The organism is Amycolatopsis sp. NBC_00345 (assembly GCF_036116635.1).
Classification (GTDB): domain Bacteria; phylum Actinomycetota; class Actinomycetes; order Mycobacteriales; family Pseudonocardiaceae; genus Amycolatopsis.
On the sequence record NZ_CP107995.1, the window covers coordinates 7,392,424 to 7,415,697 of the forward strand.

22 protein-coding genes and 1 pseudogene are annotated in these 23,274 nt (G+C 70.3%); 14 read left to right on the forward strand and 9 right to left on the reverse strand.

Annotated elements, in window-relative coordinates; all coding sequences use genetic code 11:
- Positions 1-346 precede the first annotated feature (346 nt).
- Positions 347-1,417 carry a hypothetical protein gene (locus OG943_RS33320; protein ID WP_328604891.1) on the reverse strand — a complete coding sequence of 357 codons (1,071 nt, stop codon included), beginning with the start codon at positions 1,415-1,417 and terminating at the stop codon, positions 347-349.
- A gap of 131 nt (positions 1,418-1,548) precedes the next feature.
- Here OG943_RS33320 and OG943_RS33325 point away from each other — a divergent pair, with 131 nt between their 5' ends.
- The 5 genes and pseudogenes from OG943_RS33325 to OG943_RS33345 all read left to right on the forward strand — a co-directional run bounded on the left by OG943_RS33325 (position 1,549) and on the right by OG943_RS33345 (position 7,005).
- On the forward strand, positions 1,549-2,778 hold the full coding sequence (locus OG943_RS33325; protein WP_328604892.1) for a DUF445 domain-containing protein: 1,230 nt from the start codon (positions 1,549-1,551) through the stop codon (positions 2,776-2,778).
- Between the two features lie 75 nt (positions 2,779-2,853).
- A pseudogene (locus tag OG943_RS33330) lies at positions 2,854-4,030 on the forward strand (DUF445 domain-containing protein).
- 51 nt (positions 4,031-4,081) lie between these two features.
- Complete coding sequence (locus OG943_RS33335) at positions 4,082-5,305, forward strand: DUF445 domain-containing protein (RefSeq protein WP_328604893.1); 1,224 nt, start codon at positions 4,082-4,084, stop codon at positions 5,303-5,305.
- 51 nt (positions 5,306-5,356) lie between these two features.
- A complete protein-coding gene (locus tag OG943_RS33340) occupies positions 5,357-6,676 on the forward strand; it encodes an alginate O-acetyltransferase AlgX-related protein (protein ID WP_328604894.1) in 1,320 nt (439 codons plus the stop codon).
- A 152-nt stretch (positions 6,677-6,828) separates the two neighbouring features.
- Positions 6,829-7,005 carry a hypothetical protein gene (locus OG943_RS33345; protein ID WP_328604895.1) on the forward strand — a complete coding sequence of 59 codons (177 nt, stop codon included), beginning with the start codon at positions 6,829-6,831 and terminating at the stop codon, positions 7,003-7,005.
- A gap of 10 nt (positions 7,006-7,015) precedes the next feature.
- On the opposite strand, the gene OG943_RS33350 is transcribed toward OG943_RS33345, so the two are convergent.
- Genes OG943_RS33350 through OG943_RS33360 form a run of 3 tightly spaced genes read right to left on the reverse strand, consistent with a single transcriptional unit; the run spans position 7,016 to position 9,663 of the window.
- Positions 7,016-7,909 (reverse strand): metal ABC transporter permease, encoded by an 894-nt coding sequence (locus OG943_RS33350; protein WP_328604896.1) that lies wholly within the window; start codon positions 7,907-7,909, stop codon positions 7,016-7,018.
- Between the two features lie 3 nt (positions 7,910-7,912).
- Positions 7,913-8,749, reverse strand: coding sequence for a metal ABC transporter ATP-binding protein (locus OG943_RS33355; RefSeq protein ID WP_328604897.1), 837 nt, complete (start codon positions 8,747-8,749; stop codon positions 7,913-7,915).
- Entirely contained in the window at positions 8,749-9,663 is a 915-nt protein-coding gene (locus tag OG943_RS33360) for a metal ABC transporter solute-binding protein, Zn/Mn family (protein ID WP_328604898.1), read from the reverse strand. Before OG943_RS33360 ends, OG943_RS33355 begins: the two co-directional genes overlap by 1 nt.
- A gap of 285 nt (positions 9,664-9,948) precedes the next feature.
- On the opposite strand from OG943_RS33360, the gene OG943_RS33365 reads away from it, so the two are divergent.
- From OG943_RS33365 to OG943_RS33380, 4 genes are all read left to right on the forward strand, one after another.
- Complete coding sequence (locus OG943_RS33365) at positions 9,949-11,049, forward strand: LacI family DNA-binding transcriptional regulator (RefSeq protein ID WP_328604899.1); 1,101 nt, start codon at positions 9,949-9,951, stop codon at positions 11,047-11,049.
- Positions 11,050-11,245: 196 nt separating this feature from the next.
- Positions 11,246-11,737, forward strand: a complete 492-nt coding sequence (locus tag OG943_RS33370; RefSeq protein WP_328604900.1) for a beta-class carbonic anhydrase — start codon at positions 11,246-11,248, stop codon at positions 11,735-11,737.
- A gap of 23 nt (positions 11,738-11,760) precedes the next feature.
- Positions 11,761-12,636 (forward strand): A/G-specific adenine glycosylase, encoded by an 876-nt coding sequence (locus OG943_RS33375; RefSeq protein ID WP_328604901.1) that lies wholly within the window; start codon positions 11,761-11,763, stop codon positions 12,634-12,636.
- A 90-nt stretch (positions 12,637-12,726) separates the two neighbouring features.
- Complete coding sequence (locus tag OG943_RS33380) at positions 12,727-13,689, forward strand: peptidoglycan recognition protein family protein (protein WP_328604902.1); 963 nt, start codon at positions 12,727-12,729, stop codon at positions 13,687-13,689.
- A 133-nt stretch (positions 13,690-13,822) separates the two neighbouring features.
- On the opposite strand, the gene OG943_RS33385 is transcribed toward OG943_RS33380, so the two are convergent.
- Positions 13,823-14,575 carry an alpha/beta fold hydrolase gene (locus tag OG943_RS33385; RefSeq protein WP_328604903.1) on the reverse strand — a complete coding sequence of 251 codons (753 nt, stop codon included), beginning with the start codon at positions 14,573-14,575 and terminating at the stop codon, positions 13,823-13,825.
- 58 nt (positions 14,576-14,633) lie between these two features.
- Here OG943_RS33385 and OG943_RS33390 point away from each other — a divergent pair, with 58 nt between their 5' ends.
- Positions 14,634-16,046: a M1 family metallopeptidase gene (locus OG943_RS33390; protein WP_328604904.1), complete on the forward strand. Its 1,413-nt coding sequence runs from the start codon at positions 14,634-14,636 to the stop codon at positions 16,044-16,046.
- Here the strand turns inward: OG943_RS33390 and OG943_RS33395 are convergent.
- Together OG943_RS33395 and OG943_RS33400 are read right to left on the reverse strand one after the other, a co-directional pair.
- Positions 16,022-17,437 (reverse strand): AAA family ATPase, encoded by a 1,416-nt coding sequence (locus OG943_RS33395; protein ID WP_328604905.1) that lies wholly within the window; start codon positions 17,435-17,437, stop codon positions 16,022-16,024. The two genes, OG943_RS33390 and OG943_RS33395, sit on opposite strands and share 25 nt — an antisense overlap.
- Before the next feature lie 29 nt (positions 17,438-17,466).
- Positions 17,467-18,663: an FAD-dependent monooxygenase gene (locus OG943_RS33400; RefSeq protein ID WP_328604906.1), complete on the reverse strand. Its 1,197-nt coding sequence runs from the start codon at positions 18,661-18,663 to the stop codon at positions 17,467-17,469.
- A 97-nt stretch (positions 18,664-18,760) separates the two neighbouring features.
- Between OG943_RS33400 and OG943_RS33405 the strand changes: the two genes are divergently transcribed.
- Complete coding sequence (locus tag OG943_RS33405) at positions 18,761-19,069, forward strand: antibiotic biosynthesis monooxygenase family protein (RefSeq protein ID WP_328604907.1); 309 nt, start codon at positions 18,761-18,763, stop codon at positions 19,067-19,069.
- Complete coding sequence (locus OG943_RS33410; protein WP_328604908.1) at positions 19,062-19,883, forward strand: SIR2 family NAD-dependent protein deacylase; 822 nt, start codon at positions 19,062-19,064, stop codon at positions 19,881-19,883. The genes OG943_RS33405 and OG943_RS33410 overlap by 8 nt, the downstream gene beginning before the upstream one ends.
- Here OG943_RS33410 and OG943_RS33415 read toward each other — a convergent pair.
- Both OG943_RS33415 and OG943_RS33420 read right to left on the reverse strand, forming a co-directional pair.
- Positions 19,870-20,307, reverse strand: coding sequence for an acetyltransferase (locus OG943_RS33415; protein WP_328604909.1), 438 nt, complete (start codon positions 20,305-20,307; stop codon positions 19,870-19,872). The two genes, OG943_RS33410 and OG943_RS33415, sit on opposite strands and share 14 nt — an antisense overlap.
- Positions 20,304-21,269: an endonuclease/exonuclease/phosphatase family protein gene (locus tag OG943_RS33420; protein WP_328604910.1), complete on the reverse strand. Its 966-nt coding sequence runs from the start codon at positions 21,267-21,269 to the stop codon at positions 20,304-20,306. Before OG943_RS33420 ends, OG943_RS33415 begins: the two co-directional genes overlap by 4 nt.
- Positions 21,270-21,430: 161 nt before the next feature.
- On the opposite strand from OG943_RS33420, the gene OG943_RS33425 reads away from it, so the two are divergent.
- On the forward strand, positions 21,431-22,408 hold the full coding sequence (locus OG943_RS33425) for an ATP-binding cassette domain-containing protein (protein ID WP_328604911.1): 978 nt from the start codon (positions 21,431-21,433) through the stop codon (positions 22,406-22,408).
- On the forward strand, positions 22,405-23,202 hold the full coding sequence (locus tag OG943_RS33430; RefSeq protein WP_328604912.1) for an ABC transporter permease: 798 nt from the start codon (positions 22,405-22,407) through the stop codon (positions 23,200-23,202). The genes OG943_RS33425 and OG943_RS33430 overlap by 4 nt, the downstream gene beginning before the upstream one ends.
- The last annotated feature ends 72 nt before the right edge of the window (positions 23,203-23,274 follow it).

The following is a 23,274-nucleotide window of genomic DNA, read 5'->3' on the forward strand; positions in this document are numbered from 1 at the left end:
GCCCGGCAGACCCAGATCCGGCCTGGCTGACCGGTGCCCAGCGGGCGGATCGGAGCCAGACGGCGGCAAGGCTGTCCGGATCCGAGCGGGCTGGCCGGATCCGAGCGGACCTGGACCTGGGCGGCCCCAGGGCCGGACTGACCAGCGTCCGGCCGGGCTGGCCGGGCGGCGGGCCGGGGCAGGGGGCGGATCGGAGTCGGACGGCGGCAAGGCTACCCGGGGCAACCTCCGTCGGGGGCTCGGTCGGGAGCTCGGTCGGGGGCTGGGCGCAGAAACGCGCGGGCCCCGGAAAAGGTGGGGCCCGCGCGGGATTGGCAGGGGAGGTGGGGTGAGGGTCGGTAGGCCGTCAGTTGGCTGTAGCGGTCGGCTTGGCTGCTGACTTCGATGCCTTGGCCTGCGGGGCGGACTGGGACGGCGCGGCGTCGGAGTCCGTTGAGGCGGCGGCCGAGGAGTCATCCGCTGACGTGGCACCAGTCGGTGTGGTGTCAGTCGACGCGGGGGCGTCCGAGGAAGTGTCGGTTGATGCGCCGGCCGTCGGGGAGTCCTCGGCGGAGGCTGAAGTGGGAGTGGCGGGCTCGTCGGCTGGGGTCAGGAGGCGGATGGCTTCCTGGACGGCGGCGTCGGTGGCAGCCAGGCGGTCGGCGACCTTCGTGCGGAGGCCCAGGACGAGAGTGCGCTGTTCGGTGGCCTCGGTTTGCTTCTGCAGGGCGTCGGCGAGGGCGGTGTCGGCCTGGGACTTCTTGGTCGCGATTTCTTCGGCGGCCAGGCGGTCGGCTTCGGCGCGCTGGGCGGCGGCCGCGGCTTCCGCGGCCTCGTCGGCTGAAGCGCGGGCCTGGGTGGCGGCCTCGTCGGCCGAGGCGCGGGCTGCGGCCGCGGCTTCGTCGGCCTCGGCGCGGGCGCGGTCGGCCGCGGTGGTGCGCGACTCGATGTCCGCGTTGGCATCCGCGGTGCGGGACTCGATGTCCGCCTTTGCTTCGGCCAACAAACGCTCGCGCTCGGCTTCGGCGTCCTTGGACAGCTTCTCCGCGGTGCGTTGGGTCTCGTGGGCGTACTTGTCGGCCTCGGAGCGGGTTGATGTGGCGTCGGCCTCGGCGGCGGAGCGGAGGTCTTCGATCTCCTCCTCCGCGAGCTGCATCATCATGCGGACCCGTTCGGCCATCGCGCCCGCGCCGGACGGGCTCGAGCTCAGCCGCACGAGCGCGGCCTTCGTCTCGGTCAGCTCGTTCTGCGCGTAGCTGAGGGCCTTCGACAGCTCGCCGGACGTCGCGACCGCCTCGTCACGGCTGCGCGCGGTCTCCCTGAGCTCCTTGGCGGTCTCGTTGAGCCGCTCATCTACCTGGCGCTTGTCGTAACCCCTGACGGAGACGGCGAAAGGGGCGCTCTTCGGGGTGGGCTCGGACTTCTCGGGCGCGACCATCGGGCCACCTTAGTGAGCCGGGGTCCGGAAACGAGTACCGCCAAACGGCTGCATTACGAAACGCCTAACCCCTCGTCACGCATGGCATCCTTGGCCGAGGCGACGAGCAGGTGAACGAGCGGGAGACCTGAATGGACGGTACGGGGATCCTCGACGACATCGCGACGCACTGGCACGTGTACCTGACCATGCCGTTCATCGCGGCGCTCATCGGCTACCTGACCAAACGGGTCGCGATCGAGATGATGTTCCGGCCGCTGGAGTTCGTCGGGATCAAGCCGGTCTTCGGCTGGCAAGGCGTGATCCCGGCGAATGCCCGGCGGATGGCGGCCACGGCCGTTGATCTGCTGACCAAGAACCTGCTCGACCCACGGGAGGTCTTCGCCCGGCTCGATCCGGAGGAAATGCTCAAGGAACTCGAAACGCCCTTGCTCAAGGCCGTCGACGACGTCACGCGCGAAGTGATGGAGACCTACCAGCCACGGCTGTGGGAGCTGCTCCCCACACGCGCCCAGCAGCTGCTCGTCGACCAGGTCCGCGGGCAGGCGCCCGAAGTCGTCAAACGGCTGCTGCGCGAAGTCTCGGCCAACATCGACGACGTCCTCGACGTCAACGAGATGCTGATCAACGCCATGGTCCGCGACAAAACGCTCACCTGCCGGCTGATCCGCGACGTCGCCACCCCCGAGTTCCGCTTCATCGCCCGGTCCGGGATCTGGTTCGGGTTTGTCATCGGGCTGGTCCAATTCGTCGCGTGGGCGCTGACTAAAGAGCCGCTGATCATGCCGATCTTCGGTTTCGTCACCGGCTTCGTCACGGACTGGCTGGCGCTCAAGATGATCTTCTACCCGCGTGAGCCGCGCCGGTTCGGCTTCTTCACGTGGCAGGGCATGTTCCAGAAACGCCGGATGCAGGTGGCCGCCGACTACGGCGCCCTCATCGCCGACGAGGTGCTCACCGTGCGGAACGTGATGGAGGCCGTGCTCACCGGGTCGCGCGCCGACCGGCTGTTCGCGCTCATCACGCGTGAGGTGCAGCGGACCATCGACGCGCAGACGAGCATCGCGAAACCGCTCGTGGCGCTCACCGTCGGCGGGCGGCAGTACCAGGAGATGAAAAAAGCCGCCGCCGCGAAAGCCATCGAGTACCTTCCCGAAACGGTGAAATACGTTGAGGGCTACGCCACCGGCGCGCTCGACATACGCAACACCGTCGTCGCGAAGATGCGGCAGCTGACGCCGATCGAGTTCGAAGGAATCCTGCGTCCGGCCTTCAAGCAGGACGAATGGAAGCTCATCGCGGTCGGCGCGATCATCGGCGGGCTGGTCGGCGAACTGCAGGTCCTGCTCCTGCTGCACTGAAACCTGCCAGCTACCGTGCCGGTTGATCGACACGGGGAGGCTATCGCGGTGCAGCACTGGCAGGTCTACGTGACCATGCCGTTCGTCGCGGCGTTGATCGGGTACGTGACGAAGCGCGTGGCGATCGAGATGATGTTCCGGCCGGTCGAGTTCGTCGGGCTCCGGCCGGTGCTCGGCTGGCAGGGCGTGCTGCCGGCGAACGCGGAGCGGATGGCGAGCACCGCCACCGAGATGCTGACCACGAATCTGGTGGACCCCAAGGAGATCTTCGCCCGGCTCGACCCCGCGCAGGTGGCGAAGGAGATCGAACAGCCGCTGCTGCGGGTGGTCGAGGACGTCACCCGCGAGGTGATGGAGAGCTACCAGCCACGGCTGTGGGAAGTCCTTCCCGCGACCGCGCAGCAACTGCTGCTCAAACGCGTGCAGGCCGAGGCGCCGCGCGCGATCACCAAGATCATGCGCGAGATCTCCGACAACATCGAGGACGTGCTCGACCTCAAGCACATGGTCGTGACGAACCTGGTGCGGGACAAGGCGTTGCTGAACCGGCTGATCCGCGACATCTCACAGCCGGAGATGCGGTTCATCGCGCGCTCGGGGATCGGGTTCGGCTTCGCGCTCGGCTGTATCCAGCTGCTCGTGTGGGCGGTCACGAAGTCGCCGATCGTGCTGCCGCTGTTCGGGCTCGCCATCGGCTGGCTCACCGACTGGCTGGCGCTGAAGATGATCTTCCTGCCGCGGGAGCCGCGGCGGTTCTTCGGCCTCTACACCTGGCAGGGCGTGTTCCAGAAGCGCCGTGACCAGGTCGCGGCCGACTACGGCGACATGATCGCGCGCGAGATCATCACGGTGCCGAACCTGCTGGAAGCCGTGCTGCGCGGGCCGAAGTCCGACCGGCTGTTCACGCTGATCACCCGCGAAGTGCAGAAGACGATCGACGCGCAGGCAAGTGTCGTGAAGCCGTTCGTCGCGATCGCCGTCGGCACGAAACGGTTCCAGGAAATGAAACAGGCCGCCGCCGGGAAGGCGGCCGAACGCATTCCCGACACCATCCGCCACGCCGAGAGCTACGCCGTCAACGCGCTCGACGTGCGCAATACGATCGTCGACCGGATGCGCCGGTGCGAACGCGCTGGAATTCGAGCAGCTGCTGCGCCCGGCGTTCCGGCAGGACGAGTGGAAGCTGATCGCGGTCGGCGCGGTGATCGGCGGCCTGGTCGGTGAGCTGCAGGCGTTGTTGCTGCTGCACTGACCCCGCCCCCGTGCGATACGGTTCGTCCGGCGAATGCGGGGAGGAGGCCGGGTGGACGCGGTCCTGGACGACCTCGCGCGGCACTGGCCGGTGTACGCCACGATGCCGTTCATCGCCGCGCTGATCGGCTACGTCACCAAGCGCGTCGCGATCGAGATGATGTTCCGCCCGCTGGAGTTCACCGGCATCAAGCCGTTGCTGGGCTGGCAGGGTGTGGTCCCGAAACACGGCGGGCGGATGGCCGCGGTCGCCACCGAGCTGCTCACCGCGAACCTGCTGGACATCAACGAGGTGTTCGGCAAGATCGACCCGGTCATCATCACCCGCGAGCTCGAACAGCCCTTGCTCAAAGCCGTCGACGGCATCGCGCGCGACGTGCTCGAGGAGCACCACCCCCGGTTGTGGGAGGTGATGCCGACGCTGGCGCAGGAGATGCTGATCAAGCAGGTGCAGGCGTCGGCCCCGCGGCTGGTGCAGGAGTTCCTCGACGAGGTGCGCGACAACCTGGACGAGGTCCTCGACGTCCGGCACATGACCGTCGAGCGGCTGACCCGCGACAAGGCCCTGCTGGTCCGGCTGATCCGTGAGACCTCGCGGCCGGAGATGACGTTCATCGCGCGCGCCGGGATCTTCTTCGGCTTCGGGCTCGGACTGGTCCAGGCCATCGTGTGGGCGCTCACCCGCCAACCCCTCGTGCTGCCGATCTTCGGCGGCTGCATCGGCCTGTTCACCGACTGGCTGGCGATCAAGCTGATCTTCGTGCCGCGGGAGCCGGTGCGCGTCGGCCGGGTGATCCTGCAGGGCAAGTTCCAGCGCCGGCGCGCCGAGGTCGCCCGGCAGTACGGCGAGCTGATCGCCAACGAGGTGCTCACCGTGCCGAATCTGCTCGATGCGCTGCTGCGCGGCCCGAAGTCCGACCGGCTGGTGGCGATGGTCGAGCGGACCGTCGGGCACGCAATCGACGAACAGGCCAGCGTCGCGAAGCCGATGATCGCGCTGGCCGTCGGCGGACGGCGGCTGCAGGAGATGAAACACGCGGCGGCGACGCGGGCGCTGACCGATCTGCCGCAGACCGCCCGGTACGCCGAGGGCTACCTGACCGAGGCGATGGACGTCGCGAAAATGGTCGAGCAGCGGATGCTCGCGCTGACGCCGCTGGAGTTCGAGGGGCTGCTGCGCCCGGCGTTCCGGCAGGACGAGTGGAAGCTGATCGCCGTCGGCGGCGTGATCGGCTTCCTGGTCGGCGAGCTGCAGGTCCTGCTCATGCTCGGCTGACTTTCGGCGGTTGCCCGCACCCGGTTCACCCGAAGTGGCTACCGTGAACGCGTGCCGTCCGAACCCCAGCAGCTGCCCGCCGTCCACGAGGCCTACCTGCCTCGCGAGCACGCGCTCCACCGGCCGCGGCACGGCAAGCGGCAGATGACGGCGCTGGTCGCCGCCCTGCTGTTCTTCACCACGCCGACGCTGCTGTGGGTGTTCGGCGTCCGGCCCAGCGAGATCGAGAACCACAAGCTCGCGGGCTTCCCGAGCCTGGCCGGCGGGTTCGACTTCTTCACCGGCCTGCCGACCTGGGCCACCGATCAGCTGTCGTTCCGCGCGGGCGCGATCGAGGCGGCCGACGGCATCAGCCGCACGCTCTTCGGTGAGGACGCGCCGCTCGACCAGGGCCCGGCCGCCAACGCGGGCCCGATCCCGGCGCCGCCGCTGCAGCAGCCCGGCGCGCCGAACACGGGCCCGGCGGCGCCGAGCCTGCCCGGCAGCAACCAGGCCGGTTACCGCAAAGTGGTGCAGGGCCTGGACGGCTGGCTGTACTACGGCTACGACGCCGAGGCCAAGTGCACGCCGACGCAGGACATCGACACCACGCTGAAGAAGGTCAACGAACTGCGGGACGCGGTGGAGGCGTCCGGCCGGAAGTTCGAATTCGTGGTCACGCCGGACAAGTCGACGATGGTGCCGCAGTTCCTGCCCGGCAGCTACCCGGGCAGGGAGTGCTCGCAGGCCGCGGCGCCGAACGACTGGTACAAGATGACCACCGTCGGCCGCTCGCTGGACCTGCGCCCGGCGCTGGCTGCGTCCGCGGCGCGCGTCGGCCGCCCGATCTACGCGCCGAACGACACGCACTGGCGCGACGAGGGCGGGCTCGTCCTCACGCGCGCGCTGGCGGAGGCCGTGCAGCCCGGTAGCACGAGCTCGTGGATGTCCGTCCCGGACGGCCAGTACGACGCGGTGGCCGACCTGCCGCTGCTGCTGGGCAAGTCCGGCGTGAAGACGAACACGCAGTACAGCCTGCTCCCGGACGGCGTCACCGATCGCGCGACGGGGTTCATCGGCAGCATCGACCAGCCGGTGCAGCGCAAGTCCGGCCCGCTCGACGGCACCGTGAACAAGCCGACGCTGATCTACGGCGACTCGTTCAGCCTGGCGTCCTCGCGTTACCTCGACGCGGCGTTCACGAACCTCACCTACCTCGCCTATTCCACCGACAAGACCACTCAGGCCGGCGCGGTGGACCAGTTCGTGAACTCGCAGGTGGTCGTGCTGGAGGCGGTGGAGCGCAACGTCGCGGGCGGGCTGGTCCCGTTCACCGACGACGGGTTCATCGCGGCGGTCAAGACGGCGCTGGCCGCGCACCCCGTGCGCTGACCCCACGCCCACCCGATTCGGCTACTGCGCCGTTCGTTACCAATCCGACCACAGTCACGGCGGAATCGGCCGCACACCAGGCGGTCACCTCTGGATCCGCCCACTTTTGGTCGGATTGCTAAAAATGCCTCCGCGAAGATCATCTCGATGTCGTGATCGACTTCATGAAGAAGCCGAACATCATCGCGTCCACGCTGGTCATCGCCGGTGCCTTCCTCGGCGGAGCCGCGCTCACCGCGCCGGCGGCCTCGGCCGTGCAGGGCTGCACCGATCACGGCGACTACCGCAACTGCCGCACCGACGCCAACGACGGATTCGTCAGGTACTGACCGGGCCCGCTCAGCCGACCGGTACCGGCGCCGTTTCGACGGTGTCGACCGGGCGGGAGCGGACGCCGGTGCGGCGGTCGCGGGCCCAGGCGATCACGCGGCAGACCAGGTAGATCAGGAACGAGATCGCCGTGACGAAGGCGCTCACCGGCTTGCCGGGGGCCAGCGACAGCACGATGCCGCCCAGTGCGGCGACCTCCGCGAAGACCACGGACAGCACCGTGGCGCGCAGGGGGCTGGCCGTGACGCGGGCGGCGGCCGCGGCCGGGGTCACCATCAGGGCGACCACCAGCAGCGAGCCGACGATCTGCACGCTCAGCGCCGTCGACACGCCCACGAGCAGGGCGAACACCACCGTCAACGTCTTCACCGGCACGCCGCGCGCGACGGCGACGTTGCGGTCCACGCTCGCGAACAGCAGCGGCCGGTAGACGCACGCGAGCACCAGCAGCACGGCCGCCGCCGAGATCACCAGCGCGGTGAGGTTCGTGCTGTCCACGGTGATGATCTGGCCGGTCAGGATGCCGAACTTGTTCGCCGACCGTCCTTTGTAGAAGGACAGCAGCAGCACGCCCATGCCGAGGCCGAAGGACAGGATCACGCCGATCACGGAGTCGCGGTCGGCGTCACGGGTGCCGAGGATCCCGAGCAGCAGGGCCGCGGCCACGGCGCCGGCCAGCGCGCCGTATTCCACGCCGACGCCGATCAGCAGGGCGCCCGCCGCACCGGTGAACGCCAGCTCCGACGTGCCGTGCACGGCGAAGGACATCCGGCGCATCACGATCAGCGGGCCGAGGATCCCCGCGACCAGGCCCAGCACGGCGGCCGCGATGAGCGCCGTCTGCACGCTGGGCAGCGCGGTGATCAGCTGCCAGGTCTTGGCGAAGTCGAACATGCCGTCCACAACTCAGCCTGCAACTTCCTGCTCGTGGTGGTGCGGTTCGTCCTCGCACAACGCGCTCTGCGCGCCGGCGATGTGGATCTGCCCGCCGACGCGCAGCACCTCGATCCGCGTCCCGTACAGCTCGGACAGCGCCTCGGTGTTCATCACCTCGTCGGGCTTGCCGATGCGGAACTGCCCGTTCACCAGGTAGAGAACGCGGTCGACGAACGACAGCACCGGGTTGATCTCGTGCGTCACGAACAACACGGCGGTATCCGACTCACGGCGACGGCGGTCGATCAGCTCGCTCACCGCGCGCTGGTGCGCCAGGTCGAGCGAGAGCAACGGCTCGTCGCACAGCAGCACGGACGGGTCGCCGACCAGCGCCTGCGCCACCCGAAGCCGTTGCTGCTCGCCGCCGGAAAGCCGGCCGACGGGCTGCCTCGCGTACGCCGTGGCGCCGACGGCCTCGATCGCTTCGGCGACCCGGCGCCGCCGGGCACCGTGGCCGAACAGGCCCGGTCCCCAGCGGTGCCCGTCGAGGCCGAGGCCGACGAGGTCGACGCCGCGCAGCGTCAGCGCGTCGTCGATCGCGCGCTGCTGCGGGATGTAGCCGACCTTGCGGTTGGCGCCGCCCGGGCGGCCACCGGCGATCTCGACGCTGCCCGACGAGAGACCCTGCATGCCGAGCAGCGCCTTCAGCAGGCTGCTCTTGCCGGAGCCGTTGGGGCCGAGGATGGCCAGGAACTCACCCGGCTCGACGTCGAGGTCGAGGCCCGACCACAGGGTCCGGCGGCCGAACGCCAGCCCCGCCCCGCGGACGCGAACCGCGGGGCGGACCGGCGAAAACGAGGCGGACATCAGCTGTTCAGCGCCCCGGACAGCGAGTCCACTTCCTTGGTCATCCAGTCAATGTAGCCCGTGACATCGGCCGGCAGCGTCTCGGCCACATTCACCACGGGGACCCCGGAGGACTTGGCCTCGCCCACTACCTGCTGGGTCAGCGGGGTGACCGTCTGGACGTTGTTGACCAGCGCCTTCACCTGCTTGGTCTTGATCAGCTGGGTGAAGTCGCTGACGGCTGCGGCGGGCACGTCGGTGTCGTTCTCCACGGCGTCGGAGAAGGCCTTCGGCGTCGCGTCGGTGATCTTGGCGCTCTCCAGCAGGTAGTGCGCCACCGGCTCGGTGACGACGACCTTGGTGCCCGGGTGCGCCGCGCCGACCTCGACCGCCTTCTTCAGCAGGCCCTCGACCTGGCCCTTGAACGTCTTGGCGTTGTCCTGGAACAGCTGCTTGGACGCGGGCTGGATCTCGCCGAGGGCGTTCGCGACCTGGTCGGCGACCTTCTCGACGCCGGGCAGGTCGTACCAGACGTGCTCGTTCTCGTCGCCGGTCGCGGCGATGTCGTAGGCGACCAGCTTCTTGGCGCCGCTCGCCTGTCCGGTCAGCTTGCCGAAGAAGTCGTCGTAGCCGCCGCCGTTGGCGAGCGTGAGCTGGGCGGTCTGCGCCGCGAGCGCGTCGTCCGCGGTCGACTCGTACGAGTGCGGGTCGGCCGACGGGTCGTGGATGATCGACTTGACCTGCACTTTGTCACCGCCGACGGCCGAAGCGACGCTGCCCCACACGTCGGTGGCGGCGACGGCCTTGATCTGGTCGCCCGAGCCCGAACCGGAGCCGGAGCCCCCCGGGGAGTCAGTGCTGGAGCAGGCGCCGAGCGCGAACACGGTCAGAGCCGAAGCGGCGGCGAGCACGCTCCTGGTGCGGCGGGAACTCATCGAGCACTCTCCTGGGTCGGGACCTACTGTGCCAATCGTTACTAATCCGACTGCAGTCACGGCGGATACGGATCCGGCGAGCAGGTCGGCTGCAGCCCGTGTCCGCCTGCTTTCGGTCGGATTAGTAACAGCTAATGGAAACCGTTGTCAGATTCACTTTACCCCATCCGCATGACAAGGCCGCTCGACCGGGTGCTTGATCCGCGTCTCGTCACTCTTCGGATCGAGACCCTCACCACAGGGGTGTCGCTTCTGGAAAACGATCTGAACCGTTACGGTTTGCTGATGGGACGTCCTATTCGCACCCGGAGGCAGGCGACGCTGGCGTCGCTCGCGGCGGAGCTCGGGGTGTCCAGGACCACCGTGTCCAACGCCTACAACCGGCCGGACCAGCTGTCCCCGGAACTGCGCCGTCGTGTTCTCGAGACCGCGCGGCGCCTCGGTTACCCCGGTCCCGACCCCGTGGCCCGTTCGCTGCGCACGCGTAAAGCGGGCGCCGTCGGGCTGCTGCTCACCGAGAACCTGTCCTACGCGTTCCGCGACCCGGCCGCAGTCGGTGTGCTGGAAGGCCTCGCCCTCGCCTGCGAGGACGCCGGGGTCGGCCTGCACCTGGTGCCCGCGAGCCCCGGGCGCGAGGACGTCGCGGCCGTGCACCGCGCGGGGGTCGACGGTTTTGTCGTCTACTCCGTGCCGGACGACGACCCCCACCTGGCCGCGGTGCTGGAGCGGCCCGTCCCCACGGTGATCATCGACCAGCCCCGGGTCGAGGGCGTGGACCGCGTCGGCCCGGACGACGCCGCCGCCGTCACCGAGCTCGCCGAGCACCTCATCGCCCTCGGCCACCGACAGGTCGGGATCCTCTGCATGCGCCTGGCCCGCGAGCGCAATGACGACTTCGTCAACCCGCAGCGCCAGAGCAGCGCCCACTTCCACGTGCAGCGCATCCGCCTGGAGGCACTGGCCGCGGCGTTCTCCGCGGCGGGGGTCGACTGGGCGAGCGTGCCGGTCGTCGAGCGTTTCGACCACACGGTGGACGACGGCGCCTCGGGCGCCCGCCAGCTGCTCGACGCGTACCCGCAGGTCACGGCCCTGATCTGCACTTCCGACATCCTCGCACTCGGCGCGCTGGCCGAAGCCGAGCGACGCGGCCTGCGGGTGCCGCTGGACCTCACCGTCACCGGCTTCGACGGCATCTCCGAGGCCGAGCGCTCCGGGCTCACCACCGTCCACCAGCCGGTGCTGGAGAAGGGCAAGGTGGCCGGGCGGCTGCTGCTCGGCTCGGCCGAGCGGGTCGGCCCGAAGGTGATCACCCTGCCCACCGAGCTGCGGCTCGGCCGCACGTCGGCGCCGCCGCGCACGGTCGAGGAGCCCTGGTTCGGCGGCTGAGACCGCGCTGCGTGCGTGCGCGGTGTGCCCTGAAGGCCACCTTCAGGGACCTGCATGCCCTCATGGTGGCCTTCAGGGCGCCCCCGACCCCTGATTCACCGTGACTTCGCACCTATCGCGTTGTGTCCTGGGCTTCGGCCGGGTTCCATGGGAGGGACCGCCCGCGTAGTCGGGGAAGTGTGGCCGGAAGGTGACCATGACCTCCATCGACGTACTGCTCAAGCGCAACCAGGAACTCGGCAACGTCGTGCCCGGCGACCGCTCGTCGCCCAAGCCCTCGTTGCAGGTGGCCATCCTGACCTGTATGGACGCCCGGGTGCGGGTGTTCGAGATCTTCGGCCTGATCCAGGGTGAGTCCCACGTGCTGCGCAACGCCGGCGGCGTGGTGACCGACGACATGATCCGCTCGCTGGCGCTGTCCCAGCGCAAGCTCGGCACCCGCGAGGTGCTGATCGTCCAGCACACCGACTGCGGCCTCTCGATGGTGACCGAGGACGACTTCAAGGACGAGCTGGAACAGGCCACCGGGCTGCGCCCGACCTGGTCGGTCGAGGCGTTCCGCAAGGTCGAGGACAGCGTGCGGGTGTCGATCGAGCGGGTGCGGCGCAGCGACTTCCTGGCCCACACCGACAACGTGCGCGGCTTCGTCTACGACGTGAAAACCGGGAGCCTGACCGAAGTCGCCTGAACCGCGTCGGCTTCAATGTCCGGGTGGCTGTGGACGCGGATGTGATGCTCGACTGGTTCACCACGCACGGACGGGACCTGCCGTGGCGGGAGCCGGACTGCACGGCGTGGGGTGTGCTGGTCAGCGAGATCATGCTCCAGCAGACGCCGGTCGCGCGCGTGCAGCCGATCTGGCTGGAGTGGATGGCGCGCTGGCCGGTGCCCTCGGCGCTGGCCGCGGAGACCACCGGCGAGGTGGTGCGCGCGTGGGGCAAGCTCGGCTACCCGCGCCGCGCGCTGCGGCTGCACGCGGCGGCCACGGTGGTCGCGGCCGAGCACGGTGACGTCGTACCGTCCGATGTGGACACTCTGCTCGCGTTGCCGGGCATCGGCGCGTACACCGCGCGGGCAGTGGCGGCTTTCGCGTACGGCAAGCGGGCGCCGGTGGTGGACACGAACGTGCGCCGCGTGGTCGCGCGGGCCGTGCACGGCGCGGGTGACGCGGGGCCGGCGTCCAACACCCGCGACATGGCCGACGTCGAGGTGCTGCTGCCGGCCGAGGACGCGCCCGCGGCGAAGATGTCGGCCGCGCTGATGGAGCTGGGCGCGCTGATCTGCACCGCGCGCTCGCCGCGTTGCGCCGACTGCCCGATCTACGAGGACTGCGCGTGGCAGCACGCCGGGAAGCCCGCGTACGCCGGGCCGGCCAAGCCCGTGCAGAAGTTCGCGGGCACCGACCGGCAGGTGCGCGGGCTGCTGCTCGACGTGCTGCGCGGCAGTGAGGGCCCGGTGGAGAAGGGGCGCCTCGACCTCGTCTGGCACGAGGCCGGGCAGCGCGACCGGTGCCTCGCCTCGTTGCTGGTCGACGGCCTGCTGGAGCAGACGGACGCCGGCCTGTTCTCACTTCCCGGCGAACACTAACGCGGTACAACGAAAGTCGGTAAGAAGTTGTCATGATCTTGCCGGCGGGTTAGCTTTCCCCCCGACGCAGTTCCAGCGGAGGGATTTCGCATGGGGGAACCAACTCGCCGCGCCGTTCTCCGGGGCGGGCTCACAATCACCGCGGCCGGCGCACTCGGGCTGGCGGCCGCCCGCACCGCGAGCGCCAGTCCCAGCGCGCCGGACATCCACCCGACGTCGGAGTGGAACGCCCGGCCCGCGTCCGGCGCGATCGTGGTGGAGAACCACAAGCCGACGTACATCGTCGTGCACCACACCGTCGACCCCGGCAACAACACCGACTACTCGCTGGCCCACGCGCTGCAGATCTCCCGCGACATCCAGAACTTCCACATGGACACCCGCGGCTGGATCGACACCGGCCAGCAGTTCACGAACAGCCGCGGCGGCTACGTCACCGAAGGCAGGCACCGCAGCCTGGAGATCCTGCGCGGCGGCACGCAGCACGTGCAGGGCGCGAACGTCGCCGACCACAACAGCGAGTGCCTCGGCATCGAGAACGAGGGCCTGTACACCAGCGTCGACGTGCCGGTGGCGCTGTGGAACTCGCTGGTCAAGCTGATCGCCTACATCGCCGATCAGTACGGCATCACCCCCGATTTCATCAAGGGCCACCGCGACTTCAACTCCACCGAGTGCTGCGGCCAGGTGCTCTACAACCGGCTCCCGGAGCTGCGGACGGCGGTCGGCGGTGTGCTCGGCGTGGCCGTCTCACGGGCCGACGCGCCGGAGTGGCCACTGCTCAAACCCGGCGATACCGGACCGAACGTGCGTACCGCGCAGACGTTCCTGCGCGCCGCCGAATTCGGCGTGCCGACGGACGGGGTGTTCGGCCGGTCCACAAAGGACGCCGTGGCCGCGCTGGCCGCCGCGCACGGGCTCTCCCGCGACAGCTGCACGGCGGCGAAAGCGGCCGACGAATCCGGCTTCCTCGGCTCGGACGTCTGGCCGCTCATCGTGCCGTCCGGCCGCTCGACAGCGGCATGGCGGGCCGAACTGGCCTCGTCACGCTGATCCGGCGGTCACGTGTGCCAGCGAGGGCGGCACACGTGGCCGACCGGGCCCCCTGCTCACCAGCCCTCGGCCGAAGTCCGTCAAGGCCTCCTTACCCGCGTCCCACGCGGGTAAGGAGGCCTTGACGGAGGTTCTAGAGCCCGGCCAGGAACGCCTCCACCGCCCCGCGGTAGGTCTCCGGCGCCTCGGCGTGCGGCAGGTGCGCCGAACCGGGGACGACGAAGTGCCGCGCGCCGGGCACCCGCTCGGCGACCGCGGCCTGCTGGCCCGCCGGCATGGCCGTGTCCTCGCCCTCCACGACCAGCAGCGGGCACCGGATACCGTCCACAATGGACCAGTAGTCGCGGCGGCCCCACTCGGCGGCGATCTCGTAGAGGTCCGATAGCTCGGCGATCAGGTGGTAACCGTCGTCCCGCTCCTCGACGCACTCGGTGAAGTAGTCGCCCGCCGAGCCGAAGAACTCGCGGACGTGCGCGAGCGACTCGAACGCCGTGGGCCAGCTCTCGAAGTAGCCCCGCCAGGTCTCCACGGTGCGGCCGCGCTGGTCGGGCGCGAAGTCCTCGCTGACCACGGCGCGCACCAGGTCCGGGTGCGCCGCCGCCGTCGCCCACGCGTGCAGCCCGCCCATGGAGTGCCCGATCAGCACACTCGGGCCGATCTCGCGCAGCACCTCGGCGACGTCGGCGGTGAACTGCTCCGTGGTCCACGGCCCGGTGTGCGGCGCGCGACCGTGTCCCCGCGCGTCGAGGCCGTACACCGCGCCGTACGGCTTGAGCCACTGCGCGACCCGCCACCACGTCCGGGCCCGGCCCATCAGCCCGTGCAGCAACAACACCGACACGCCCGTGCCGGTCTCGCCGCCGAAGTGGATCAGCCCTGGTCGCATCGTGTCTCCCGCCCGTTTGCCCGCCACCCAACCACATCGCAGCACCTAGGGTGGAACGATGCGCAGCCGCCGCCTCGCCGCCATCGCCATCGTCGGCGTGCTCGCGCTGTCCGCCTGCAGTACGGACGAACCGCCGCCGATGCACCCGTCGGCAGGTGCCGCCAGCGCAGGCGATCCGTACTACCCGGGAGACGGCAACGGCGGTTACGACGCGCTCGATTACCACGTCGGCGTCGGCTACGACCCGGCGAGCGGGCACCTCGACGGGGACACCACGGTGACCGCGAAAGCCACGCAAGACCTCAGCCGCTTCGACCTCGACCTGCGCGGCCTCGACGTGCAGACGGTCGAGATCGACGGCCAGCCCGCGAAGTTCAGCCGTGACAAGGCACTCAAGCTGGTGGTCACCCCGGCGTCGCCGCTGCGCGCGGGGACGACGTTCCACACCCGCGTCCGTTACGGCGGCGACCCGTCGAAGACCGCGCACGAAGGCGGCAGCGAGAACGGCTGGAGCCGCTCGGCGGACGGCGGCGCGTACATGGTGGGCGAGCCCCATTCGGCCGCGTTCTGGTTTCCGGTCAACGAAACCCCGCGCGACAAGGCGACCTTCACCCTCACCGCGCACGTGCCGGACGGCTGGACGGTGATCTCCAACGGCCGTGAGCAGGGCACCTCGACCGCGGCCGGGAAGACCACGACAACGTGGACCGAGCCGAACCCGATCGCCAGTTACCTCACCACGATCGCGATCGACAAGTTCACCGTGGAGCGTTCGGCGCTGCCGGACGGGACGCCCGTGGTGTCCGCGTACGCGCCGGGCGCGGAGGCCCGAGAGGGGACCGGGAGCCAGCTGCCCGAGGTGCTGGCCTTCCTGAGCAGCAAGTTCGGCCCGTACCCGCAGAGCGCGGCCGGCGGGATCTACCTCGACGAGGGCATCCACTTCTCGCTGGAAACGCAGACGCGCCCGACGTACGCGAAGTGGGCGGAGCTGCTCACCCTGGTGCACGAGAACGCGCACCAGTGGTTCGGCGATTCGGTCTCGCTGGATTCCTGGTCCGACATCTGCCTGAACGAGTGCTTCGCGTCGTACGCGCAGTGGCTCTGGTCCGAGCGCGAGGGCCAGAACCTGGACGACCGTTACCGCACGGCCGTCGAGATCACCCACGACAGCACGGACTTCTGGAGCCGGAAACTCACCGGGATGGGTGCCGGTCACGAGTTCGAAGGCGTGTACGACAAGGGAATCCTCGCCATGCACGCGTTACGCCGGCGGATGGGCGAGACGGCGTTCGACAAGCTGCTGCACGAGTGGCCCGCCGAGCACCGCCACGGCAACGCGACCTGGGACCAGTTCGAGCAGCTCGTGTCGAAGGTCAGCGGGCAGAACCTGGCCGCGTTCGTCGACGACTGGTTCCGCGGCACGAAACGGCCGGCCGACGCCGACCTCTACCCCGGCTCCCTGCGCTCCTGATCGGAGCTGCCGAGCAGGGAGCGGGTCAGTGCGCCACGCGCGTCCTTCATCTCGGCCAACGCCTCGGCCAGATCGGCGTCGACGATCGTGACCTGCGGGTCTTCCGGCCGGGCGGTGATGGCGCGCAGAGTGGCGCGGCGCAGCAATTCCTTCACGAAGGAGGCCGTGACGCCTTCGGTGGCCTCGACGACCGGCGCCAGGTCGGCGGTCACGTTCAAGCCGCGGGAGTACAGCTCCAGCAGCGCGGCCCGGCCGGCGGCGTCGGGGAGCGGGATCTCGACGGCCAGGTCCACCCGGCCCGGCCGGTCGGCCAGCGCCTTCTCCAGCTGGCTCGCGCGGTTGGTGGTGAGCAGGAACGTGACGTCGGCGTCGCCGCCCACGCCGTCCATCGCGTCGAGCAGGCTGAACAGCAGCGGGCCGCCACCCGAGTGGTGGCTGCGGTCCTCGGCGATGAGGTCGACGTCCTCGACCACGACCACACTCGGCTGAAGCCGGCGGGCGAGGGTGGCCGCCTTGGCAACGAAACGCATCGCCGAGCCGGTCAGGACCACCACGGTGCTGCCGGGCAGCCGCCCCATCAGATACCGGACGGTGTGGGTCTTCCCGGTGCCGGGCGGGCCGTGCAGCAGCAGGCCGCGCTTGAGGTGCTGACCGGCGGCGAGCAGGCGCGCGCCCTGCTCGGCGATGCCGATGGTGTGCCGCTCGACGGCGTCCAGCACGCCTTCGGGCAGCACCACGTCACCCTCGTCCAGCGTCGGGCGGGGCAGGAAGGTGAGCAGCTCGTTGCCGCGGTGCTCGCTGACGCCGAACGCCAGCACCTGGCCGCGCAGCACGTCGTGCTCGACCATCAGCTGCTCGATGCGGTCGCGCGCCGCGGTGGCCGCCGAGCGGCTGCCGGAGAGCACCTCCAGCCGGCACTGCAGCTGGCCGTACTGGGGATTCGCGCCGCGGACGCCGATCAGCACGCGGGCGCCGTCCGGCGCGACGGTGCCCACCAGGCCGAGCTGCACCACGTCCGCCGCCGCTTCGGGCCCGATCGCCGCCGTGCGGTAGTCGACCGCGCCCAGCTCGTACAGCCCGTGGTTCCGCCCGGCGACCAGCATGCCCACGAGGTCTTCGTGGCCACGCTGCCCGCCGGCGATGCCGAACCAGTCGGTGACCGTGCCGTGCTCGGCCAGGTACGCGTCGACCCCCGCCTGGATGTTCGCGTGCTCCCAGTCCTCGAAGACGCGCGTGACGACCAGCGCCTGGGCCAGCGGCACCCCGAGGTGCCCGGTGACCCGGTCGATCAGCTCGTTGGACTGGGCTCCCGCGACCGAGTCGGCGGCCGCCTTGACGATGCGCTGAAGGTCGCGGGCGAGCGCGCCGGCGAGCTCGTGTTCTTCCCCCATGCGTCCCAGGGTGACACGGACCGTCCCGGTCAGGCCACCGTCGCTCGGTCCAGCGGGTAGTCCGGCAGCTCGAACCCGTTGAGCACCTTCGCCGACTTGCGGGACAGCAGTTTCGTCGGCAGGTAGCGCAGCGCCCGCATGGCCAAGCGCTGGAGCCGGATTCCCCGTTCGGTCAGCGGGACGGTGGTGGTGGAGTAGTCACGGCCCAGCTTCTGGTTGGCCAGCACCCACGGCCGCAGGCGCCGCTCGTAGGCCGCCAGCCCGGCGGCGTAATCCCCGCCGCACGCGGCCAGCTCGCCGGCCAGCACGTACGCGCCGACCAGCGCCAGGCTGGTGCCCTGGCCGGACGACGGCGACGAGCAGAAGGCGGCGTCGCCGAGCAGGCCGACGCGGCCCCGCGACCAGGAGTCGAGCGTGACCTGGCTGCTGGAGTCGAAGTAGAAGTCCGGCGCCGCGTCCAGCTGGTCGACGAAGGTGGCGACGTCCCAGCCCATGCCGGCCAGCCGTTCGCGGATGAGCTCCTTCTGCTTCCCGGTGTCCCGGTGGTCGTAGTCGATCTCGCCGGCGCGGACGGCCGCGAACGCCATCAGGTTGCGGTTGCCGTTGATCGTCCGCACGCCAAGGCTGCGTCCGGGCTCGGTGTAGACCAGCGCCCAGTTCTTCAGGTCCAGGTGGTTGCGCACGGTCCAGAACGACAGGTACGAGCCGAGGTGGTGCAGCGGCGTCTCGCCGAACTGCAGCGAGCGGACGCCGGAGTGCAGCCCGTCCGCGCCGATCACCACGTCGAACACCCGCGGCGCACCCACGGCGAACGTCACGTGCACACCGTCCGGCTGCTCGTCCATCGCGGTGATCCGGTCGCCGAAGACGTACTCGGTGTTGTCCTTCGTCACGTCGTACAGCACCTGGGACAGGTCGCCGCGCAGGATCTCGATCTCCGCGATCAGCCCGTCGCCGCCGAACTGGCCGACGGTCATCGACGCGACCCGGCGGCCCGTCCCGTCGACCAGCGAGAGGCCGCCGGTCGCCGTGCACGCGGCGCGGACCTGCTCGGCCAGCCCCATCCGCCGCACCGCTTCCTTGGCGACGCCGCGCACGTCCACGGCCTGGCCGCCCGGCCGCAGCCCCGGCGCCCGCTCGACCACCGTGACTTCGGCGCCGGACCGGTGCAGCCAGAACGCCAGCGCCGGACCGGTGATGCTCGCCCCCGAGATCAAGACCTTCACGATGTCCCCCTTCGCTTGTCGGTCCCTTCATGATAGCCACAGTCATTTGACAGTCGCTACCACTTTTCTCCGGGCGGTGAATCAGTACGCTGGGGGCATGGCAGTGGTCAAGATCAACGCAATCGAGGTCCCCGAAGGCGCCGGCCCCGAGCTGGAGAAGCGCTTTGCCGCCCGGCTGCACGCAGTCGACGGCCAGGACGGCTTCCTCGGCTTCGAGCTCCTCCGCCCGATTTCGGGCGAGACGCGCTACTTCGTCTACACGAAGTGGGAGTCGGAAGAGGCCTACCAGGCCTGGGCGGCCGGCCCGGCGCGCGAAGCCCACGCGGGCGAGCGGGCGAAGCCGGTTTCCTCCGGCGCGAACCTGCTGGAGTTCGAGGTGGTCCAGGCGTCCAAGCCGGGTGAGTGAGGACCTCACCCGCACGGCGGCGCTAGTTCACACGGCGGAGCTGATCCACGGCGCCGGCGCGCTGCTCGTCTGCGCCGGCGCCGGCATGGGCGTGGACTCCGGGCTGCCCGACTTCCGTGGTGGCGAAGGGTTCTGGCGGGCCTACCCGCCGTACGCCCAGCTCGGCCTGCGCTTCGAAGAGCTGGCCGACCCACGGCACTTCGCCGACGATCCCGAGCTGGCGTGGGGCTTCTACGGGCACCGGCTCGCCCTGTACCGCCGGACTGTGCCGCACCGCGGCTTCGAACTGCTGCGCGCGTGGGGCGAGGCGAAGCCCGGCGGCGTCCGCGTGTTCACGTCCAATGTGGACGGCCAGTTCCAGGCCGCGGGCTTCCCGCACGTCGCCGAGGCGCACGGCTCGATCCACCACCTGCAGTGCTTGGACGGCTGCACGGACGAGGTCTGGCCGGCGTCCGATGTGGACCTCTCGATCGACGAGGCGACGATGCGCGCCCGGCCGCCGCTCCCGTCGTGCCCGCGCTGCGGCGGACTGGCCCGGCCCAACATCCTGATGTTCGGCGACTTCTCCTGGGTGCCGCACCGCAGCCAGGCACAGCTCGACGAGCTGGCCGCGTGGCGGCGGGAAAACCGGGACCTGGTGGTGGTCGAGCTGGGCGCCGGGTCGGCCGTGCCGACCGTCCGCCGGTACGCCGAGCTGGCCAGCGCCGCGAACGGCGCGCTGGTCCGGATCAACCCGCGTGAGCCCGAAGTCCGGCACGGCCGCGGTGTGTCGATCGCGGCCGGGGCACTGGAGACGCTGCTCAGCCTCGCTTGAGGTGCAGCAACGGGAACGGGCGTCCCTCACTGTCGGTCTCGGACCGGCCCGCGACCACAAACCCTTGCCGCGTATAGAAACCGGCCGCCTTCGGGTTCTGCTCGTTGACGTCCAAGGTCAACGCGGGGTAGCGCGCCAAGGCGTCACGCAGCAGCGCCGTGCCGACGCCGTGGCCACGGAAGTCGTTGTGCACGAAGAGCATGTGCAGCTCGCCGTCGCCGGTGCCGGAAAAGCCGACCGCCTGCCCGTCCACCACGGCCACGGTCAGCTCCACTCCCGGCAGGTACCCCGGGATCCGCGCCGCGTAGTACTCGACGTCCTCGGGGGTGAGGAAGTCGTGCGTGGCCTCGACCGCGCTGCGCCAGACCACCAGCAGTCTCGGGAACTCCGCCGGGCCCAGACCAGGCCTCAGCTCGACGCTCACGGCAGCCGCACTTCCGCGTAGACCGCGCGGTGGTCGGTGCCCGGCACGTCCAGCACCTGGTAGTCCTGCACCGCCGCCCGCTTGTCGACCAGCACGTGGTCCAGGGTGACGAGCGGGACCCGGTCGGCGGGCCAGGTGGGCTTCAGGCCGTCGCCGCGCTGATCGGCCGCGTCCTGGTAGCCGCGGGTGAGCACGGTCTGCAGGGCGGCGTGGTCGAGCGTCGCGTTGAAGTCGCCGGCCAGGATGCGCAGGCCGTGCTCGCCGGCGGCGCGCGAGAGGTCCTTGATCTCGGCTTCCCACTCGTCCGTGCCGCTGTCCGGGGAAAGCGGGTGCACCGCGACCAGCTCCACCGTCGTGCCCCCGCCCAGGTCGGCCAGCGCGCCGGGCTGCTTCGCGGCGGAGTCGCCCGTGTAGTTCTCCTCGGTGAGCGGGAAGCGCGAGACGATGCCGGAGCCGTTCGCGCCGGAAGCCGGGTGCAGCACGCGGTTCGGCAGCAGCGTGAACAGGCCCGCCTGCTCCAGCCCGGTGACCGCGGCCTGCGTCATCTCGAGCAGGTTGAGCACGTCGACGCGGTTGTCCCGGACCAGCTTCACGACCGCCTGCGGGTCGGCCCGGCCGAGGTAGAGGTTCGACGACAGCACCCGCAAGGACTTGCCGGTGACGGCGGGCTGGTCGTCGGCCAGCACCCGAGGGGTCACGAAGACCACCAGCAGAACCGCCATCGCAAGCGCGATCCCGCCCGTCCACCAGCGGCGCAGCGCGAGCGCCAGCCCGCCGAGCACCACGCCGTAGACCACCGCGTACGGCGTGAGGGACAGCAGCGCCAACGTGTACCAGCCGCCGTCGTAGCCGACCGTGCGCAGGGCCGTGAGCAGCGCGAACGGCACCCCGGCAAGCAACAGCAGACCCGTGACCAGCCGGTTGCGCGGCCGGCGTACCCGCACCTCGTCGTCGATCACCATGATCGGAGAGTATGCCGACAGCCGTTTGCCACGAGTGGGGAGCGCACCATTCCTCCACCAGACCTTCACAACGGCTGACAGCACCTGACAGCGCGCTGTGCGCGTGCTGACAGCGCCCCCATCCACAGTGATCCTCACGCGACAGCAGGAGGAGGCACACGATGTCGCATGCGATCCGGGCTGAAGGCCTGGTCAAGCATTTCGGGGAGACGAAGGCGCTGGACGGGGTGGACCTGGAGGTCCCGTTCGGCAAAGTGGTGGGGGTGCTCGGGCCGAACGGCGCGGGCAAGACGACGGCGGTGCGCATCTTGGCGACGCTGCTCAAGCCGGACGCCGGCCACGCCACGGTCGGGGGCTACGACGTGGTGAAGGACCCCGTGCGCGTCCGCGGCCTGATCGGGCTCACCGGGCAGTACGCGTCCGTGGACGAGGACCTCAACGGCACCGAGAACCTGGTGCTGATCGGCCGGCTGCTGGACTATTCGCGGGCCGACGCGAAGGCGCGGGCACGTGAGCTGCTGGAGCGCTTCGAGCTGACGGACGCGGCGAAACGCCCGGTCCGCACCTATTCCGGCGGCATGCGGCGCCGGATCGACCTGGCCGCGAGCCTGGTCGGCCGGCCCGAGGTGCTCTACCTCGACGAGCCGACCACGGGGCTGGACCCGCACGCCCGCAACGAGGTGTGGGCGGTGGTGCGCAACCTCGTCGCCGACGGTGCGACGGTGCTGCTCACCACGCAGTACCTCGAAGAGGCCGACCAGCTGGCCGACAAGATCACCGTGATCGACCACGGCCGGGTGGTCGCGGACGGCCGCGCGGACGAGCTGAAGCGGCGCGTCGGCGGCCAGACGCTGCAGGTCCGGCCGAGTTCGCTGGCCGACCTGGACGCGGTGTTCCGCATCCTCGGCGACCTCACCGGCGTGCGCCCGACCCGCGACGACGACACGGGGCTGCTCACCGCGCCGGTCGGCGACCCGGTGCTGCTGTCCACGCTGGTCCGCAAGCTCGACGAGGCCGGCATCACCTCCGACGAGCTGGCCCTGCGCCTGCCGAGCCTCGACGAGGTGTTCCTGGCGCTGACCGGCCGCGCCACCGAAGAGTCCATAAAGGACCGCGAACTGGAAGGGACCCGGTCGTGACGACACTGGCACTGGACCCGCCGCGGCACATCAGCCCGATGAAGGGCGTGCAGCACGCGCTTTCGCTGGCGTGGCGCGGAATTCTGAAGATCCGGAAGAACCCGGAGCAGCTGGCCGACGTCACGCTGATGCCGATCATCTTCCTGCTCATGTTCACCTACCTGTTCGGCAACGCGCTGGGCGGCTCGATCTCGAACTACCTGCAGAGCCTCGTGCCCGGCGTGATCGTGATGAACATCCTGCAGGCCAGCCTGTCCGTCGGCGTCGGGCTGAACACCGACGTGAGCAAGGGGGTGTTCGACCGCTTCCGCAGCATGCCGATCGCGCGGTCGGCGCCGCTGGTCGGCGCGGTGCTGGCGGACATCGTGCGCTACCTGGTCTGCCTGACCGTGCTGATGGTCGTCGCGACGGTCATGGGCTATCGCGTGGAGACCGGTCCGGTGCAGTTCATCGCCGCGATCCTGCTGGTGCTGGCGTTCGGCCTGTGCTTCTGCTGGGGCTCGGTGTTCGTCGGGATGCTGATGAAGACCCCCGGCGCCGCGCAGGGCCTGATGTTCGTGTTCATCATGCCGCTGACCTTCGGCAGCAACGTGTTCGTCTCCACCGCCACGATGCCCGGCTGGCTGAAGGCCTGGGCGGACATCAGCCCGGTGAGCCTGATGGCGAACGCGCTGCGCGGGCTGCTGAACGGCGGCCCGGTCGCGGGCCAGCTCGGCGGCGCACTGGCCTGGATGGCCGGCGCGGTACTGGTCTTCTTCCCGCTGGCCACCTGGGCCTACCGCCGGCGGGTGTGAAGGGGACGGCACCGGGGGTGCCGAAGCGGGCGGTCTTCCTGCCACGGGGGTGCTGGGAAGACCGCCCGCCAC